10 protein-coding genes are annotated in these 18,283 nt (G+C 67.2%); 9 read left to right on the forward strand and 1 reads right to left on the reverse strand.

Going from position 1 to position 18,283, the window contains the following annotated elements; genetic code table 11:
* Nucleotides 1-146: 146 nt before the first annotated feature.
* The 9 genes from ABLE43_RS11210 (at nucleotide 147) to ABLE43_RS11250 (ending at nucleotide 16,884) form a co-directional block, all read left to right on the forward strand.
* Entirely contained in the window at nucleotides 147-3,140 is a 2,994-nt protein-coding gene (locus ABLE43_RS11210) for a TonB-dependent receptor plug domain-containing protein (protein ID WP_348978593.1), read from the forward strand.
* Between the two features lie 4 nt (nucleotides 3,141-3,144).
* Nucleotides 3,145-4,668: a tetratricopeptide repeat protein gene (locus tag ABLE43_RS11215; protein WP_348978594.1), complete on the forward strand. Its 1,524-nt coding sequence runs from the start codon at nucleotides 3,145-3,147 to the stop codon at nucleotides 4,666-4,668.
* Between the two features lie 529 nt (nucleotides 4,669-5,197).
* On the forward strand, nucleotides 5,198-7,804 hold the full coding sequence (locus ABLE43_RS11220) for a glycoside hydrolase family 2 TIM barrel-domain containing protein (RefSeq protein ID WP_348978595.1): 2,607 nt from the start codon (nucleotides 5,198-5,200) through the stop codon (nucleotides 7,802-7,804).
* An 89-nt stretch (nucleotides 7,805-7,893) separates the two neighbouring features.
* A complete protein-coding gene (locus ABLE43_RS11225; RefSeq protein WP_348978596.1) occupies nucleotides 7,894-8,952 on the forward strand; it encodes an alpha/beta hydrolase in 1,059 nt (352 codons plus the stop codon).
* On the forward strand, nucleotides 8,952-9,326 hold the full coding sequence (locus ABLE43_RS11230; protein WP_348978597.1) for an EF-hand domain-containing protein: 375 nt from the start codon (nucleotides 8,952-8,954) through the stop codon (nucleotides 9,324-9,326). The genes ABLE43_RS11225 and ABLE43_RS11230 overlap by 1 nt, the downstream gene beginning before the upstream one ends.
* Before the next feature lie 135 nt (nucleotides 9,327-9,461).
* Complete coding sequence (locus ABLE43_RS11235) at nucleotides 9,462-10,265, forward strand: FadR/GntR family transcriptional regulator (protein ID WP_348978598.1); 804 nt, start codon at nucleotides 9,462-9,464, stop codon at nucleotides 10,263-10,265.
* 51 nt (nucleotides 10,266-10,316) lie between these two features.
* Nucleotides 10,317-12,272 (forward strand): sialate O-acetylesterase, encoded by a 1,956-nt coding sequence (locus ABLE43_RS11240; RefSeq protein WP_348978599.1) that lies wholly within the window; start codon nucleotides 10,317-10,319, stop codon nucleotides 12,270-12,272.
* A gap of 199 nt (nucleotides 12,273-12,471) precedes the next feature.
* Nucleotides 12,472-15,441: a TonB-dependent receptor gene (locus ABLE43_RS11245; RefSeq protein ID WP_348978600.1), complete on the forward strand. Its 2,970-nt coding sequence runs from the start codon at nucleotides 12,472-12,474 to the stop codon at nucleotides 15,439-15,441.
* A 3-nt stretch (nucleotides 15,442-15,444) separates the two neighbouring features.
* On the forward strand, nucleotides 15,445-16,884 hold the full coding sequence (locus tag ABLE43_RS11250; protein WP_348978601.1) for a glycoside hydrolase 5 family protein: 1,440 nt from the start codon (nucleotides 15,445-15,447) through the stop codon (nucleotides 16,882-16,884).
* A gap of 167 nt (nucleotides 16,885-17,051) precedes the next feature.
* On the opposite strand, the gene uxuA is transcribed toward ABLE43_RS11250, so the two are convergent.
* Nucleotides 17,052-18,281 (reverse strand): mannonate dehydratase, encoded by a 1,230-nt coding sequence (gene uxuA, locus ABLE43_RS11255; protein WP_348978602.1) that lies wholly within the window; start codon nucleotides 18,279-18,281, stop codon nucleotides 17,052-17,054.
* Between the last annotated feature and the right edge of the window lie 2 nt (nucleotides 18,282-18,283).

Below are 18,283 nucleotides of genomic sequence, written 5' to 3' on the forward strand. Positions count from 1 at the left end.
GCCGGATGATCGACGCGAGCATATCCCAACCCATCATGCGAAGCCACCGACGTTTGGTCTATTGATTACAATCCTGTTGCAAATCAAATTTTTTGATGCATGATCGATAATAGAAAGAATACTAAATACCAAACCGGGGATCGTTCATGGGGAAATCGAAATTTCTGCTGGGTGCGGCGTGCGTCGCGTTGTTGCAGGGGGCGCCTGTCTTCGCGCAGGGCAACGGCAAATCGCGCGAGGATGACAAGGCGACCGTTCCGGTCCTCCCCGCGACGCAGACGGACACGGACGATACCGACGATCAGGAAATCGTCGTGACCGGATCGCGGCTGCGCGACCCCAGCTTCTCGGCGCCGTCGCCGCTTCAGGTGCTGACCGTCGAGAATGCGGTGCAGCGCGGCCTCGTCAGCGTGACGCAGATGGTGCAGGAAACCCCCGCCGCCAGCGGCACCCAGCAGACCGAGTCCTCGTCGTTCGGCCGTCCGGGCACCGGCGGCGGCGGATCGACCACCATCGACCTGCGCGGCATGGGGTCGGCGCGCACGCTGGTCCTCATCAACGGCCACCGCATCGGCCCGGCGGGGACCAGCGGATCGATCAGCCAGTTCGACCTGACCATGCTGCCCTTCGCGATGGTCGCGCGGGTCGAGACGCTGACCAACGGCGCCTCGTCGATCTACGGGTCGGATGCGGTCGCGGGCGTGGTGAACATCATCACGTCGGAAGACTTCGACGGCGGCAAGGTGCAGCTGTACGGCAACCTGTCGCAGCATGGCGGCGGCAACTATTACACCACCTCGCTGCGCTACGGGCACAAGTTCGAGCGGGGCGCGCTGCAGGCGGGGATCGGCTATACCGAGGCCAAGCTGCTGCTGGCGCGCCAGCGCAAGGTGACGGCGTGCGACCAGGATTATGTCTTCAACGAGGACGGCACCCGCGCCGACATCACCAACCCCGACGGCAGCGCCAAATGCTGGGGGTTCGGCTACCTCTACAAATATGCGGGAACCGGCACCAACAGCGTGGTCGGATCATCGGCCAGCTATCTGCGCCCGTCCGACGCCACGGTCGGCACCGTCGCGCTCGGCGACCTGAACGGCTACAGCCGCATCCGGCTGTCGACGCAGTCGCTGACCGATCGCTACAACGGCTTCTACCCGCTGGAGAGCGGCGGCCTCGCCAACGGCGACCAGGCGATGCAGAGCCCGAGCCGGCGCTATTCGGCCTTCGCCTCGGGCAATGTCGAGCTGGGCGACACCGCCGAACTCTATGGCGAGGGGCTGTTCACCCGGCGCGATTCCAGCCAGCAGTATCTCACCTATTTCCAGACCCCGATCCTGCCCGCCGCGAACTCGAACAGCCCGTTCAACGTCGCCAACAATCCGAAATTCGTGAACCAGCAGGGCCAACCGCTGCGCCCGGCCCCGTCGATCATCCTGATGCAGTTCGCCCAGCGTCCGCAGCAGCAGGTCGATTACGGCACGCTGACGATGGGCGTGCGCGGCAAGTTCGAGAACGACTGGCGCTACGACCTGTACGGCAATTTCTCGCGCTCGAACGGCGAATACAGCCAGAATTTCGTCTATGCCGACCGGATGGCGGCGGCGGTCAGCGCGTCCGGGTGCGACACGTCGCGGCTGAAGTCGATCACCGGCTGCCCGAGCGGCGGGGTCAATTTCTGGCGCGCGTACCAGACCGGCTTCACGCCCGAGGAATACAACTTCCTGATCGGGCGCAGCGCGGGCACCACCAAATACGACCAATGGTACATCGACGGCAGCGTCAGCGGCACGCTGTTCGACCTGCCCGCGGGCGAGGTGCAGCTCGCGTTCGGCGGTCATTTCCGGCGCGAGGCCATCGACGATCGTCCCGGCGACACGTCGAATTTCGACACGACGGCCATGGCCTATTACAGCTCGGCCAAGCCGACGAAGGGCCGCGCCGACGTGCGCGAGGTCTACGGGGAAATGGGCGTGCCGCTCCTGCGCGACAAGCCGCTGGCCCAGTCGCTCAACCTGACGCTGTCGGGGCGTGCATCGAGCTTCGAATACGGCGGGTCGGCAGCGACCTACAAGACCGGGCTGTCGTGGCGCCCGGCCGACTGGATCCTGTTCCGCGCGACGCAGGGCACCTCGTTCCGTCAGCCCAAGCTGTACGAGCTGTTCCTGAAGGACCAGGCGGCGCTCGGCGCGCGGCAGTTCCTCGACCCTTGCGGCAACTACAAGGCATCGACCTTCCTGACCGAGACCCAGCGCGGCCGGTGCGCGCAACTGTTCAACAACCAGGACTATCTGGCGCTCGGCGGCAACGCCAACATCATTACCGGCGGATCGACCAGCCTGCGTCCCGAAACCTCGTTCGCGCGATCGGTCGGGATCGTGCTGTCGCAACCGCTGCTCAACGCCAGCGTGTCGATCGACTATTACTACATCCACATCAAGAATTCGGTCACGCGCCTCGGCTCGTCGATCATCCCGCGCGAATGCATCACCCGCGAACCGTTCCCCGGCAACCGTTTCTGCAGCCTCGTCACCCGCGATCCCACGACGCGCGAAATCCTCGAGGTTCGCGACAACTACATCAACGCGGGCGAGGAGGTGTATGACGGGCTCGACATCGCCTATACGCTCGACTTCAATACCGGCATCGGCCGCTTCGGCAGCGACGGGCAGGCGAACGTGCAGCTGCGCAGCGAATCGGCGACGTTCCAGGGCGATCCGCGCGACAGCTATCTCGGCTATTCGGGCACGCCCGATTTCCTCGCCAACGTCGGCATCTGGTACCGCCCGGCCACCAACACGACGATCCGCCTGAGCAGCAAGCTGGTCGGCAAGATGTCGAACGAGAACTATTTCACCGGCGCGGCGCCGACCCGCAACCTGTACCGCGATACCGGCAAGACGGTGAAGTTCGACCGGATCAACGAATTCTACGCCAATTTCGCGCTGTCGGTGTCGACCCGCGTGCTGAACGATCTCGACCTGTCGCTGACCGTGCGCAACGTGCTGGATTCGCCGCCGCCGCGCGTGTCGTTCGGCGGCACCGGATGGCAGGGCTATCGCGAGGGTACCGCATCGACGCTGTCGTTCTACGACCTGATCGGTCGCAGCTTCGCCGTCGCGCTGACCAAGGGGTTCTGACGTCATGGGCCGGACGATCGGCAAGGAATGGCAGGCGCTGCGACGCCGCGCCGGGATGGTGAGCCTGATGTTCGCCGCGACGATCGTCCTGCCCGCCCCGGCGGCGGCAGAGGAATGGCTGCGCGCCGATACCCCCCATCTCGAGGTCTACAGCAACGCCGGGCGCAGCGCGGTCGAGGGGTTCGCCCGCAAGATCGAGACCTATGATGCGTTCCTGCGCGTGTTGCTGGGGGTGCCCGATGCCCCGCCGGGGGCACGGCTGCACGTCTATCTGCTGGCGAGCGAAGCCGATATGAAGACCCTGTGGCCCGCCGGCGGGTTCGCGGGCTTCTACGACGCATCGGGGGACGAGCCGATGCTGGTGGTGCGCTACAACCGCGTGCGACAGGCGACGACGCAAGGGTTGACCGGCAGCGACGCCGACGACACCGCGTTTCACGAATATACCCATTATTTCCAGCAGGCGCATTTCCCGTCCAGCTACCCCGGATGGGTGATCGAGGGATATGCCCAGTATCTCCAGACCATCCGCATCGATCCCGATGCGATCGTCGTCGGTCATGGCGCCCGGACCCTGACCGATCGGCTGAAGGCGACCTGGCTGCCATGGGACGAGGTGTTGCGCAGCACGACCGGCACGCTGGCGCGCGACAAGTGGAACGCCTTTTACGGGCAGGCGTGGCTGCTGACCCATTATCTGTCTTCGGACCCGAAGCGCAGCGCCGCGTTCAACCGCTATCTGGTTTCGGTGGGCAAGGGGGGCGATCCGGTGCGGTCGTTGACCGAGGCGCTCGGTACCGATCTGCCGACACTGAACGACGAACTGATGCGCTATTATCGCGCACCGCTCAGGGTACAGCGGTTCGCGTGGACGCCGCCCGCCGGGCAATCGGCGACCGTCGCATCGTTGCAGGGCGGCGAAGCGGCGCTGCGGCTCCTCGATGCCCGGACCCGCTATTTCGTCGCGGAGGCCGATCGCCCGGCGTTCGTCGAAAAGGTCCGTGCGGTCGCCGCGAACCATCCGCAGGATCGGTTCGCGATGCTGGCGGCGGCGCGGGTCGATGCCAAATACGGCGATGCAGGCCGCGCCGTGACGACGCTCGCGCCGCTGCTCGCCGACGGCAAGCGGGACGTCGATGCGCTGGCGATCCGCGGCAGGGCGCGGATGCGGCAGGCCGCCGCCGCCGGGGACGCCGCCGCCGCCGCACCATTGTGGCGCGAGGCGCGTGTCGACCTGCGCGCCGCCGTCAACGATCGCGCCAACGATGCGGAACTGCTCTATCGTCTGGCGCTGGCGTCCAGGAACGAGCCGTCGTGGCCCACAAGGGAAACGATCGCGATGCTGGCACAGGCAATGGCGCTGTCTCCCCAGTCGGAGGCGATCCGCCTGACGCTGGGTGAAGCGCTGCTCAAGGCCGGTCGGGGCGGCGACGCCCGTCTGGTGCTGCAATCGCTGCTGAACGCTCCGCATGACACCTATGGCAAGACGGCCGCGACTGCCCTGCTGGCAAAATATCCGGGGGCGTAACGGGCAACGGACGAGGATCGTTGCGGGTCGTGTCCCACCATGTGGTGCCGCCGAGACGGCGTAGCCGCAGCGATCCCCGGCCAGGCCGGGCGGGTCAGGCTGCCGACCGCCAGCCACACCACACCGTGGGACGCGACCCGGCCGAACGGCTATCCGCTCCATGAGCACGCGGATAGCGCCGCGCCCGGGCATGCCCCCCCTTGCGCATGCAACTGCCCTCGAACCACTCGACGGCTTGCTCGTGAACCCGTGCACCGCCGGTCGGTAACCGCATAACGCGCCGCGTCCGCGCGATCGTCGGCCAGCGCGTGTACGCAATCGACAATCCACGACGATGCGCCCTCCCCTTGCAGGTGTGGTTTTACATCTTGCGTGATTTGGTCAGGCCTCTTATCCTGTCGCCACAAAGCGAGGAGAGCGCGGCGTGATTCTATCCGAGAAATGGGGTTCCCGCGTCTGCGTCGGTTTGTCGATTCTCCTGACCAGTGCATCGTTGCCGCGCCCTGCGGCTGCGCAACAGCGGCAGGTAATGCCCCTGACCGAGAACTGGCGCTTCTCGTTCGGCGCGCGGGAGGTGCCACCGGTGGGGGCGGCGGAGACGGATCGCGGGTGGCAGCGGATTTCGCTGCCGCATACCTGGAACCGCATGGGGAATATCGGCGACCGGCGGACGCCGGATATCGACGATCGCCGCGGTATCGGCTGGTATCGGACGACGCTGACGGCGCCTGCGCTCAACGGTCGCCGGGCATGGCTGGAATTCGACGCGGTCAGCATCGTTGCAGACGTCTGGCTGAACGGCGTGCATCTCGGCCGCCACGAGGGCGCCTTTTCCCGCTTCCGGTTCGACGCCACGCATGCGCTGAAGCCGGGGGGCGGGAACATCCTGGTCGTGAAGGCCGACAATTCGCGGCCGGTGCCGGGCAGCGCGACGCGGCATGTCCAGCCGATCTATGGCGGGTTCATGACCTACGGCGGCATCTACCGCCCGGTGCGGTTGCTGATCGTCGATCCGTTGCACATCGACCTGGCCGATCAGGGCGGACCGGGCGTGTACATCGACACGCCGGCCGTCACCGCTGCGTCCGGCCAGGTCCGCGTTCGCACGCGCATCGCCAATGCAGGCCGGGCGGCGGAGCGGGCGACGGTGCTGACCCGCGTGCTGGACGCCACCGGGCGCGAAGTCGCGCGCGTGCGGACGGCCGTGGCGGTCGCATCCGGGCAGACGGGCGAGGCGATCACGATGCTGACCGTGGTGCGTCCGCGGCTGTGGAACGGGCGGAAGGACCCGTATCTCTACCGCGTGGAGACGCGGATCGACGATGCGGGCGGTCGATCCCGCGACCGGCTTTTCCAGCCGCTCGGCTTTCGCACGATGCGCTTCGATGCTGACACGGGGTTCTGGCTGAATGGCGTGCGCACGCCGCTGCACGGTGTGGCCCGGCATCAGGACGAGGCCGGCAAGGGCTGGGCCCTGTCGGCCGACGACGAACGGCGCGACATGGCGATGATCGCGGAGATCGGCGCCAATACGGTCCGGTACAGCCATTACAATCATTCGGAAAACATTCACGACATCGCCGACCGGACGGGACTGGTATCGTGGACCGAGCTGGGCCTGCTGGAAACGCACGTTCCTGTCGGCGCGCCGGATGCCACGGACAAGGCGCTGGACAGCGGCAAGCAGCAGCTGCGCGAATTGATCCGGCAGAATTACAACCATCCGTCGGTTGCCGTGTGGTCGATCGGCAACGAGGTCACGCGCCTGGCCGCGCGAAAGATCGTCCCGGCAGCGCCGGTGCGTGACTTTATGCGCGCGCTCAACGCCGTGGCGAAGGCGGAGGATCGCACGCGGCCGACGGTCATCGCGCTGTGTTGCGAACCGAACCCGGTCACGGAGTCGCTGGTCGGTGTCACCGACCTTGCCGGTTACAACGAATATCTCGGCTGGTATGGCGAAGGGTACGCCAGCAAGGCCGAGGGGCTGGGGCGCCGGATGCGCAAGCTCCATCGGGAACGGCCGGACCTGCCGATCGCGATCAGCGAATATGGCGCCGGCGGCGCGCTCAGTCAGGTTACGGACAATCCGTTCGGCGGGACCGTCGACAATCAGGGGCGTCCGCAGCCGATCGCGGTGCAGAACGCCGTCCATGAAGAATCCTGGAAACAGATCAAGACGTTGCCGTTCCTGTGGGGCAGCTATGTCTGGAACATGTTCGATTTCGCCAACCCGCTGCGCAACGAAGGCGACAGTTCCGACCTGAATACCAAGGGGCTGGTGAGTTTCGATCGCAAGACCCGCAAGGACAGCTTCTACCTGTACAAGGCCGCATGGTCGGACCAGCCGGTCGTCCACATCACCGACAAGCTGTACCGCGACCGCGCCTATCGCGTGATGGACGTGACCGTCTACAGCAATGCGCCGAGCGTACAGCTGACGACCGGGCAAGGCCCTGCGCGGACGGCGGCGTGCGTCGACAGCGTGTGCCGCTTCCCCGGCGTCGAGCTGCGGCCCGGTGCCAACGTTGTCGAGGCGAAGGCCCGCTTCGCCGATGGCGAGCATGTCGATCGCGCCACCTGGTCGTTCAATGGCGATCCGCGCACCCTGCGCCTGCTGGCGGGGACGCTGACGGGGATCGACGGCGCTCCGGCCGAACGGTTCGGCTCGGACGCATTTTTCGTCGGCGGACAGGGCAAACGGCTGAATCCGCTGGAGTCGCGATCGTTCATCACGGCCGATGTCGATGTCGACAAATCGGGGTGGAAGCCGCAGCCGGTCCTGACGGTCGTCGCGCCCGATCCTCGGCGGTACGAAGCGTATCGCGAAGGCAGTTTCGACTATGTCCTGCCGCTGCCCGCCGGACGATACCGGGTGTCGCTGGGCTTTGCGGAGCCCGACGATCTGGCGCCGGGCGCGCGCGTGTTCGACGTGCTGGCGGACGGTGCCGTCGTCCTGCCCGACATCGACGTGGCGCGCGCGGCCGGCGGCGTGCGCCGGGCAGTCGAGCGCAGCTTCGTGACCACCGTGGGCGGGGACACGCTGCGCCTCTCGTTCAGGCCGAGGCGCGGAGAGGCGATCGTGTCGACCATCGTGATCGAGCCCGTCGGCGGAACCCGGTCGGAGGATCGCCGATGACCATGCCCCACGCCCGTCCGTGCCGGCCATCTGCCCGGGCGCGAGCCGGCGAGGACTGCCGGCGCTCCGCCTTCTTCAGGACCGAACCGATGATCAAGCCGCTGCGCACCCCCCGCCGCATCGCCTGCCTCGGCTGGGTGGTCGCGGGCCTGGCGATCACGTCACCGGTACCGGCCTTCGCGGGCCTTCAGGCCGTGCCCTATACGACCGGTGCACCGGCAGAGGTCATTCCGCTCTGGCCGGGCACGCCGCCCGGCATGCCCCGGGTCGCGCCCAGGCCGTCGACCGAGGATCGTAGCCGGGGCAGCGGGATCACCAATCGAATGATCCGCGGCATCGCGACGCCGACGCTGTCGGTCTTCCGTCCGGCCAAGCCGAACGGCAAGGCCGTGATGGTCGTGCCCGGTGGCGGCTACCGCGCGCTGGTGATCGACCGGGGCGGTCTGGAGCCCGCGCGCTGGCTCGCCGAACGCGGATACACCACCTTCGTCCTGACCTATCGCCTGCCGGGCGAGGGCTGGGCCGGTAAGGCCGATGTCCCGCTGGCCGACGCTCAGCGGGCGATACGGTTGATCCGGGCGAACGCCGCCCGATTCGGGATCGACCCGGCGAAGATCGCCGCGGTCGGCTTTTCGGCGGGCGGGCACGTCTGTGCCGAACTGCTCACCCGCCATGGCGCGTCCGTCTATGTCCCGATCGACGCGGCCGATCGCCTGTCGGCCCGGCCCTGGGCCGTCGGCCTGATTTCCGCCGTCATCGGGATGCGGCCGTCGGACGGCAATGCGGGTTCGCACGGGCAACTGCTGGGAGAGCTGGCGACACCGGCGCTGGAGGCGCAACATTCGCCGCAACTCAATGTCACGCCCGACACGCCACCGGCATTCATCGTTTCGACCAACGACGACCCGATCGTCGATGTGGAGCGCAACGGAATTCCGATGCGCGCGGCCTTGCGCGCCAGGAACGTGCCGGTCGAACTCCACGTCTTCCCGCGCGGCGGACATAATTTCGGCGTGCGGATGCCGCGCGATCTGCCTGCCGCCGCGTGGCCCGGGATGTTCGTCGCGTGGCTGGCGGATCTCGACCGGGGCCGCAGGCCCGCCGCGCCCGATCGCGCTGCGACCGACATTACGTCAGGAGAACAATGATGAAGGTGCTCGCCCTTGTATTCGTATCCGCAGTGAGCGTGCCGACCGCCGTGCCGGTGCTTGCCCAGGCCGACAAGCCGATCTCGCGCAACGAGTTCCGGTCGCGCCAGGTGCATAAGTACAAGCAATGGGATCTCGACCGGAACGGGGTCCTGCCGGCAGAGGAGATACTGAAGGCCCGCCCGCGGCTGCCCAATGGCTCGGCCAATACCCTCGAACTCGCGCAGGCGTGGGTCGCCGCGCGCGACGGCAACGGCGACGGCACCCTGACGATCGACGAGGCGGTGGCGTTCGAGATGCCACGGTTCGACAAGATGGATGCCGACCGCGATGGCCGCCTGTCCGCGCAGGAACGGGCCAGCGGAGTCAGGTGAGCCGCGCCGGGTCGCCGCGGCGTCGGGTGCGCATGTGCATCGGGCGGCGCGGATGCCGGACCGGCTTCGATCGGTTCGGGACAGGCGATCGGAAACGCATGCAACCCGTTATGGGCTTCAGAAAGGCCAAAGGTCATGGACTTGCCCGACTTGCGAAGCTACCATGCGCAGGACCAGAGTATCGGACCTATCGTGGCGCGCCCGTCTGCAAAGAATGCCAAGCTGTATCGTCAGGTCTGCGACCAGATCAGCGCGGCGATCGTGCGCGGCGAGTATCCGGTGGGCAAGCGATTGCCGGCCGAGCGCGAGCTTGCCGAGCTGTACGGAGTAAGCCGGCCGACGGTGCGCGAAGGGATGATCGCGCTCGAGATGCAGGGCGTCATAGAATCGCGCCATGGCTCGGGCATCTATGTCATCGGCTTGCCGGGAGAGGTCGCCCCGGATCTCGACGTCGGGGCGTTTGAACTCGCCGAGGCCCGGCGCCTCGTCGAGGGCGAAGCTGCGGCACTGGCAACGACCCTGATCGACGAAGACGGGCTCGCTGCGCTCGAGCGTGCGCTGGACGACATGGCGGGCCCGGACGAGGTTCTCGCGATGGCGGCCGATCGTGAATTTCACCTGACGATCGCACGGGCCACCGGCAACGGCGTGTTGATCGCCACCGTCAACATGTACTGGGACATGCGCGATCGCTCGCCGCTGGCGCGGCGGATCTTTTCGCGGTCGAAGAGCTGCAGCATGGAGCCGCGGATACGCGAGCATCGCCTGATCATCGATGCGATGCGGCGGCGTGACCCGAATGCGGCACGGCAGGCCATGCGCAATCATCTCGACCGGGTGATCGATCTGTTGCTTGCGACCACGGAAACCGACGCGGTCGAACAGGCGAAGAGCGAGGCGCGCGCACAACGCGAACGCATGGCCGCGCGGGCGGTCTGACGCCCGCAGCGGGCGTCACGAAACATCACGGTATCAGAAAGGGGACGGGCGATGGCTGCCCTGACGTGTGCGCGGATCGTGCTACCGATGGCTTTCCTGTGCGCGGCAGCCCTGCCGCGGCCGGCGGCGGCCGATCCGGCGCTGGCGCGCCCCTTTTCGTCGGGTGCCGTGCTTCAGCGCGATCGACCGATCGTGATCCGGGGGACGGCGGATCCGGGCGAACGGATATCGGTCCGTCTCGGCGCGGAGGTGCGCCAGGTTCGCGCTGACGATCGCGGCGGGTGGCAGGCGACCCTTCCGGCGATGCCCCCGGGTGGGCCGTTCCGCCTGACGGCGACCGGCGTCAAGGCGGAGGCCGTGGCCGAGGACATATTGATCGGCGACGTCTGGCTATGCTCCGGGCAATCGAACATGGAGTTGCCGGTGCAGCGTTCGCTGAACTGGCCCAATGAACTGAATCGGGCCTCCGACCCGCAGTTGCGGCTGCTGTCCGTCCCGCCGAGATCGGCCGCGACGCCGCAATCCGGAATCGGCGGCGCGGGCTGGCAGCGTGCCGATCGCAACAGCGTCATCGGCTTTTCCGCAGCCTGCTATTACATGGTCCGCGACCTGCGGACATCGCGCAAGATCCCGATCGGCGCGATCGATGCGAGCTATGGCGGCACGCGCATCCGGCCGTGGCTGCCGGAGGCGGCGGGGGTGGCCCTGCCCGGCGAGGGGGATAGCGCGGCGATGCTGACCCTCTATCGCCGCGACGCGGCGGCAGCGGGCGTGCGGTTCGTCGGAACGTGGGAAGACTGGTGGCGTCGCACGTCGCGACAGGCGGTCGGGGCGGAGCCATGGCGCGCGCCGGATCGACTGGCGTGGCAGCCGGTGCCGCAGGTCGGTGCCTGGGATGACTGGGGTATCCCGAAGCTCGATGGCTTTGCCGGGCTCCTGTGGTTCCGCCGAACGGTGACCCTGTCGCCCGAACAGGCGAAGGGCGCCGCGCGCCTGACGCTGGGACGCATCGAGGACATGGACGTCGTCTGGATCAACGGCGTCGCGATCGGCACAGGCTATGGCGGCGACGTTCGGCGCGACTATGCGGTCCCGCCCGGCGTCCTGCGCCCCGGCGCGAACGAGATCGTCGTCAGCGTGCTGAACACGGCTGGCATCGGCGGTTTCCTCGGGCCGGCCGATGCCCTGGCGTTGGTGCCGACGGCGGGCGGAGCGGTGCCGCTGACCACGGACTGGCGATATGCGGTCGCCAGTCCCGCGCACGCCTCGCCGCCGCGCACGCCGTGGGAAAGCAGGGCGGGGCTGGGAACGATCTTCAACGCGATGGTCGCGCCGCTGGGGCCGGTCGCGCTGACCGGCGTCGCGTGGTATCAAGGGGAATCCGATTCCAGTCTGACCGGCTATGACGTACGTCTGGAGGCGCTGATGCGGGGCTGGCGCGCGCATTTCCAGAGGCCGGACCTGCCCTTCCTCATCGTATCCCTTGCCGGTTTCGGGGCGCCGTCGGCGGAACCGATCGACAGCGGCCGGGCGCAGGTGCGCGAGGACCAGCGGCAGGTCGCCACGCGCGATCCGCATGCCGCGCTGGTCGTCGCCATCGATCTGGGCGACCGGTGGGATATCCACCCCGCCAACAAGCAGGAGGTCGGCCATCGCCTCGCCCGTGCCGCGGGGGCGCTCGTCTATGGCACGCGGGAAACGCCGACGGGGCCCCGCGTCCGGAACGCCACGCTCGCACCGGGCGGCGTGACCGTGCACTTTCAGGACGTCGCGGGCGCGCTCAGGACATGGAGTTCGGATCGCCCGATCGGTTTTGAACTCTGCGCCGACGCACCGGACAGCTGTCGCTGGGCTGCTGCCACGGTGGAGGGCATGTCGGTCCGCCTGGCGAGCGACGGCCGTCCGGCCAGCCGCGTGCGCTATGCATGGGGCAATACGCCGGTCGTCAATCTCTACGACGACGACAGGCTGCCGGTCGGTCCATTCGAGGTGCCGATCGAGCGCTGACCGCCTGGTCGGCGTCCGGTTCCGTTCCTGGCCGCCGCGGGTTGCGATGCGGTCGCATGATCCAGCCGGGAGTGGCTTGTTGCCTCAAGGAAATTGGCCTGACCTTGACAGGTGATTTTGGCCTGATAAATCTTCGTGACATACGCTGCGACAATGACATTCCGGGCAGCAAGTCCGGGCAGCAGCAGGGGAGGAACGGGTGGTCCAGTTCAGAAAGATGCTGCTGTGGTCGGGTTCGGTGTTCGTACTGGCGACCGCGACGGGTGCCTTTGCCCAGGACACGGCGCCGCAACCGGCACCGGCGGACCAGGTCGGGGACGAGGCAGCGGTGGAGGAGATCATCGTCCGCGGGACCCGCGCCGCCACGCGAGACGCGCTGAACGTCAAGGAATCGGCCGACTTCATCCTCGATGCCTTGTCGGCGGAAGATATCGGCGACTTGCCTGACCTCAATGCCGGCGATGCGCTGATCCGCCTGCCGGGCGTCTCGGGGGGTGGCGGAACCGGTGAGCCGGAGTCGCTGTCGGTTCGCGGCTTCAGTTCGGAATATGGCCTGACGACCTTGAACGGCCGAGTGCTGACGTCCGATCGTTCGGGCCGCAACGTCCGCACCAACCTGTTCCCGAGCGCCCTGCTTGGCCGGGTCGCCATCTACAAGACCCCTACCGCCAAGATGGTCGAGGGCGGCGTGTCGGGCACCGTCGAGTTGAGCACGGCCGACCCGCTGTCGTCCCTGAAGCGCAGCAAGATCGATACGATCGTCCGGCTGACCGGACGGTATCAATATGACGATTCCGTCGAAGGCATCACGCGCTTCAATCCGCAAGGCTACCGTGTCGACGGATCGATCCGGCAGGCGCTGTTCGGCAGGAAGCTGGGGATCGGCATCGGCTTTTCGCATCAGGTGCTGCCGGGCACGCAGACTGCGATCAGCGCGCAGCGGCCGGTGCTGGACGGTGCCCTCATCCGTCCCGGTTACACGCCGATCACCGGCCCGACCGGCCAGCTGATCTTCGACGACGACGCCAACACCCGGACACCCGACCCCTTCGAGGACAACGAGGCGCTGATCGCGCCGACCGGCCTGTCCTACCTGATCGAGGCGTTCGAGACGAAGCGCACCGCCGGCACGCTGCTGATGACGTATGAGCCGAGCGACAATCTAAGCATAAAGTTCGACGGTCTGGCCGCGCGCGAGACGAATTATTTCGAGCAGGCCAGACTGTACAACAGCTTTTTCGGCGACGGCATTTCCGGAACGGTGGACAGCACGGGCTTCATCCAGAACGTCCTGTTCAACAATGTGCAGGTCGACTCCCTGCCGCGTGAACGCAACGAGGAAACCGACACGCTGACCGCAGGCCTCAACGCGAAATGGTCGTCGGGTGACTGGACCATCTCGCCCGATCTCTTCTACTCGAACGTCAGGCTCGACCGCTTTACGGCGGAGGCGACGATCCGCCCGGGCACGCAGCGGGCGCTGACCTATATCTCGTCGGGTAATCAATATGGTGCGATCGGCGTCGATTATCTGAATTTCGATCCGGCCAACCCCGCCACCCTGTTGTTCCGCGGCCTTGCCCTCGATCGCGGTGCGCGCCGGGACAAATCCTATTCCGGGCGGCTCGACATACGGCGCGATCTGGACTGGCCGATCGTTTCGAGCATCGAATTCGGCACCCGCTACGAAAACCGGCGCAAGGGCGAAAGTTTCAGCACCGCCGATTACAATTCGACCGCATTCCAGGGGCGCTTCTCGACCGCGACGTTGCAGTCGCTGCGCATTCCGTTCATCTCGGCCAATGCGTTCGACCGCTTCGACGCCGACCAGCCGATCCCGCGCAGCTGGTACCAGCTGTCGCCCTTTGCCGTGCTGGACGGCCCGTTGGCCGGCGTGGCGCCGGACCGGCTGAATACGGCGGCGGATGCGCTCGCCTCGTCGGTGATCCGCGAGGAAACCCTGGCCGGATATGCGATGGCCAATCTGTCCGGGCGGCTGTTCGGAGTGCGCTTCCGCGGCAACGTCGGCGTCCGTGCGGTCAAGACCTGGGTGCGCACCGCCGGATCGACCGGGACGTTCCGCCTGACGCAGAGCAACAGCGGCGTGCCGATCTTCGCCGTCGACAACAACACCGTGCAACCCCTGTCGCAGCAGAACGCATTCACCGACGTGCTGCCCAGCCTAAACCTCGCGTTCGACCTGACGGGCGATTTGCGGCTGCGGCTGGGTGCGGCGCGCAGCATCGCGCGCCCGCCGTTCCAGAATCTGTTCCCCGGGCGGCGGCTGGGCGTCGAGCAGGAACTGGACGATGCCGGGTTGCCGACCGGCCCGCAGGTGCTGACCATCGCCGGCGGCAACCCGCTGCTCGAGCCCTATCGCGCCAGCAACCTCGACCTGTCGCTGGAATGGTCGCCCAATCGCGACACGCTGGCCGCGATCGCGGTCTTCCACAAGAATATCGATTCGATCATCGTCGGGGGGCAGCCGCTGAATTCGACGATCGAAACCGCGGCCGGCACGCTGCCGCTGCGACTGCGCACGTTCGTCAACGAAAAGCCGCCGGAATCGGTCGTCAACGGCGTGGAGGTCCAGCTGTCCACGACCTTTTCGATGCTGCCCGCGCCGCTCGACGGGTTGGGCATCCTTGCCAACTATTCGTTCATCGACAGCCGAATTACCGAAGTGATCGACGATTCCAGTCTCTACACCCGTTTCAACGCCGACGGGACGATCGCGGGCTATGTGTTCGACGAACGCGATCCGGAGGTGGGGACGCGGGGCGGTGTGCGTCAGCCGCTGTCGAACCTCTCGCGCCACCAGCTGAACCTGGTCCTGTTCTACGAGAAGGGGCCGCTCGGCCTGCGGTTTGCCGGTCGCTGGCGGAGCGACGGATATGACCGCGAGGCGCTGGCCATCAACACCGTGCGGTTCGCAGGGCGACCGGTGTTCGACCTGAACATGCGCTATGCACTGGCGAAGAACGTCACCTTCCTGGCCCAGGCCCGCAACATCACCAACGAATACCGCCGCAGCTATTTCTACGAACAGCGTCCGATCGATGATCCGGTGGCGTCGGCGACCTTCGTCGACGGCGGCAACACCAACCGGATGCGCGACGTGATCTTCCGCGGGCGGGACTTCATCCTCGGTCTGAATATAGGCTTCTAGACGATGGGCGTGCGAAACGAAGCGACGGACGGGAATGCGTCAGGCAACGGCGTCGGCCGCCGCGCCGTGCTGCGGCGACTGTCGGCGGGGACGTGTGTGCTGGCATGGCCGGCGGCGGCGCGGGTCGGCACCGACAAACCCCGCCTGTACGTCCGCGCGGGCATCACCGGCAGTACCTTCGTGCAGCCCCCGGAGGATCATCCCACCCGCCGGACAAGCGACCTGGCGGGCTTTCGCCCGGGGTCGCCCGAGCCGCGCACCCGGTTCGGCGGGTTCGGTAGCGGTCGCACGACGACGAGCAGCTTCTTCGCAGTCGAGCGCATCGGCAAACGCTGGTGGCTGCGCGATCCCGACGGCGGGCGGTTCCTGAGCATCGGCATCAATTCCGTCGATCCGCGGCGCGGTGGCGCGGCGGGCCGGGCGGCCTATGCCAGGCGGTTCGGAAGCGACGCGGCCTGGGCGACGGAGACGCTGGCGCTGTTGCGCGCGACCGGCATCAACACCGCAGGTGCCTGGTCCGACCCGGCGGCGCTGGCCGCGGGTGGGGGACGCATCGCCGATTGCCCCAACCTCGGCTTCCTGGCTGCTTTCGGACGGACCATCGGCGGCACCCATGCCCAGCCCGGCCATGTCGGCTTCGCCCATAATGCCGTCCCGGTCTTCGACCCGCGGTTCGTCGAGTTCTGCGATCGTCATGCCGCCGGGCTTGCCGACCGGGCGAACGATCCCTGGCTGCTCGGTTACTTCACCGACAACGAACTGCCGCTCGGCGACAGGATGCTGGACGATTTCCTTGCCGCGCCGGTCGATGATCCGGCGCACCGCGGCGCCATGGCGTGGCTGGCAGGTCGCGATCCCGCCCGCATCGACGGCGAGATGCGGGACCGGTTTCGCGCGTACGTCATCGACCGCTATTATGCGACCGTGACGACCGCGATCCGGCGGCACGATCCCAACCATCTGATCTTCGGAACGCGCTTCTACGGTGACGAGAAGGACAGTGCGACGGCGTTTCGCGCCAGCGGCCGATACCTCGATGCGGTCGCCGTCAACGTCTATCACGAATGGACGCCGGACATCGGACGCATGCGCCGATGGTCGGCCTGGTCGGGGCGGCCGGTGCTGGTGTCCGAATTCTACGCCAAGGGCGAGGATGCCGGGCTCAGCAATCGCGGTGGCGCGGGCTGGACGGTCGCGACGCAGGCCGACCGCGGCCTGTTCTACGAGAACTTCGTCCTGGGCCTGATCGAAGCGGGCGTCTGTATCGGCTGGCACTGGCACCGCTATATGGACGAGCCCGCACCGGCACGCCCGCATCCGTGGAACGGCGGATCGAACAAGGGCCTCGTCGGGACAGGCTTCGCACCCTATCCGCCGCTCGCCGCCATGATGCGCGAGGTCAATCGCGACGTTCCCGCCCTCGCCCGCTATTTCGACACGTGACGGCAGGTCGATAAGACGGCCCGCCGGCGTGTCGTCGCCGGTCCCGCCTCGTCCTCCCGCGCGGCGGATCACAGCTGTCCGCAGTCGCTGAACCAAGCGGAGCGATGGGCCGGAAAACCACGCCGCCACCCATCCGGATCGGCCGCTCTCCCGGCGAAGCTGCCGACTCAGGCGCCGGAAAGGATACCCATCTCGAGGCCGCGCAGTTCCGCCAGCCCCCGCATGCGTCCGATCAGGGAATAGCCGGGGTTCGTCGACTTGCCGAGGTCGTCCATCATCTGGTGCCCGTGATCCGGTCGCATCGGAATCGATCTGCCCGATCGGGCCTGCAATGCGCAGATTTCCTTCATCAGCGCGGGCATGTCGGCGTCGCCGCGCAAATGGGCGGCTTCGTGAAAGGCACCACCGGCTTCACGCTGTACCGACCGCAGGTGGAGAAAGCCGATACGCTCGCCGAAGCGGCGCAGCATCGCGGGCAAGTCGTTGTCGTCGCGAGCGCCGAGCGACCCGCTGCAAAAGCACAGGCCGTTCGATCCGGCCGGAACGGCGGCGAACAATTCGGCGAGGTCCTGCTCGGTGCTCACGACGCGCGGCAGGCCGAAGATCGAGAACGGGGGATCGTCGGGATGGACGACCAGCATGATGCCGAGCGCATCGGCATGCGGGCAGACCGCGCGAAGGAAGGCGTGATGGTGCGCGCGCAGCCGGTCGGCGTCGATGCCGGAATAGCTGCCGATCCTTTCGAGGAATTGCGGCGAGTCGAAGCTTTCCTCGCTGCCCGGCAGTCCGGCGATGATCGTCGCCTCCAGCGTCGCGCGGGCGCCGTCGTCCATCGTCGCAAAGCGCCGCGCAGCACGATCGACGACCTCGCCCGCATAGCTGTCCACCGCGCCGGGCCGCAGCAGGATGTGGATGTCATAGACCGCGAGGTCGATGGGGTCGAAGCGCAGCGCGAGCGCCCCGTCGGGCAGTTCCCACGCCAGGTCGGTGCGGGTCCAGTCGAGCAGCGGCATGAAGTTGTAGGTGACGACGTCGATGCCGCAGGCGGCGAGGTTCGTCAGGCTGGCGCAGTAATTCCCGATCAGCCGGTCCCAATCCGCACTGCGGGTCTTGATCCCCTCGGCTACCGGCAGGCTCTCGACGACGGTCCAGTCGAGGCCGGCGGCGGCGATCTCGGCCTTGCGCTGCGCGATACGGTCGGCGGGCCAGACCTCGCCATTGGGAATGTCGTGGAGTGCGGTGACGATACCGGTCGCACCGGCCTGCCGGATGCCGGCCAGGGATACGGGGTCGTTCGGGCCGAACCACCGCATCGTCTGGGTCATCACGGTCATCTTCTGGGTATCGGCCTTGGAAAGGACGGGCTGTGCCGCCGGTCGGACATGCGTTGAGATCACCG

Origin of the sequence: Sphingomonas silueang (genome assembly GCF_040049155.1) — a bacterium.
Classification (GTDB): Bacteria; Pseudomonadota; Alphaproteobacteria; order Sphingomonadales; family Sphingomonadaceae; genus Sphingomonas; species Sphingomonas silueang.

What these genes read in the sequence shown, in the direction of transcription:
- ABLE43_RS11210 (WP_348978593.1), top strand. Translation starts at nt 147, where the DNA reads ATGGGGAAATCGAAATTTCTGCTGGGTGCGGCGTGCGTCGCGTTGTTG.
- ABLE43_RS11215 (WP_348978594.1), top strand. Translation starts at nt 3,145, where the DNA reads ATGGGCCGGACGATCGGCAAGGAATGGCAGGCGCTGCGACGCCGCGCC.
- ABLE43_RS11220 (WP_348978595.1), top strand. Translation starts at nt 5,198, where the DNA reads ATGCCCCTGACCGAGAACTGGCGCTTCTCGTTCGGCGCGCGGGAGGTG.
- ABLE43_RS11225 (WP_348978596.1), top strand. Translation starts at nt 7,894, where the DNA reads ATGATCAAGCCGCTGCGCACCCCCCGCCGCATCGCCTGCCTCGGCTGG.
- ABLE43_RS11230 (WP_348978597.1), top strand. Translation starts at nt 8,952, where the DNA reads ATGAAGGTGCTCGCCCTTGTATTCGTATCCGCAGTGAGCGTGCCGACC.
- ABLE43_RS11235 (WP_348978598.1), top strand. Translation starts at nt 9,462, where the DNA reads ATGGACTTGCCCGACTTGCGAAGCTACCATGCGCAGGACCAGAGTATC.
- ABLE43_RS11240 (WP_348978599.1), top strand. Translation starts at nt 10,317, where the DNA reads ATGGCTGCCCTGACGTGTGCGCGGATCGTGCTACCGATGGCTTTCCTG.
- ABLE43_RS11250 (WP_348978601.1), top strand. Translation starts at nt 15,445, where the DNA reads ATGGGCGTGCGAAACGAAGCGACGGACGGGAATGCGTCAGGCAACGGC.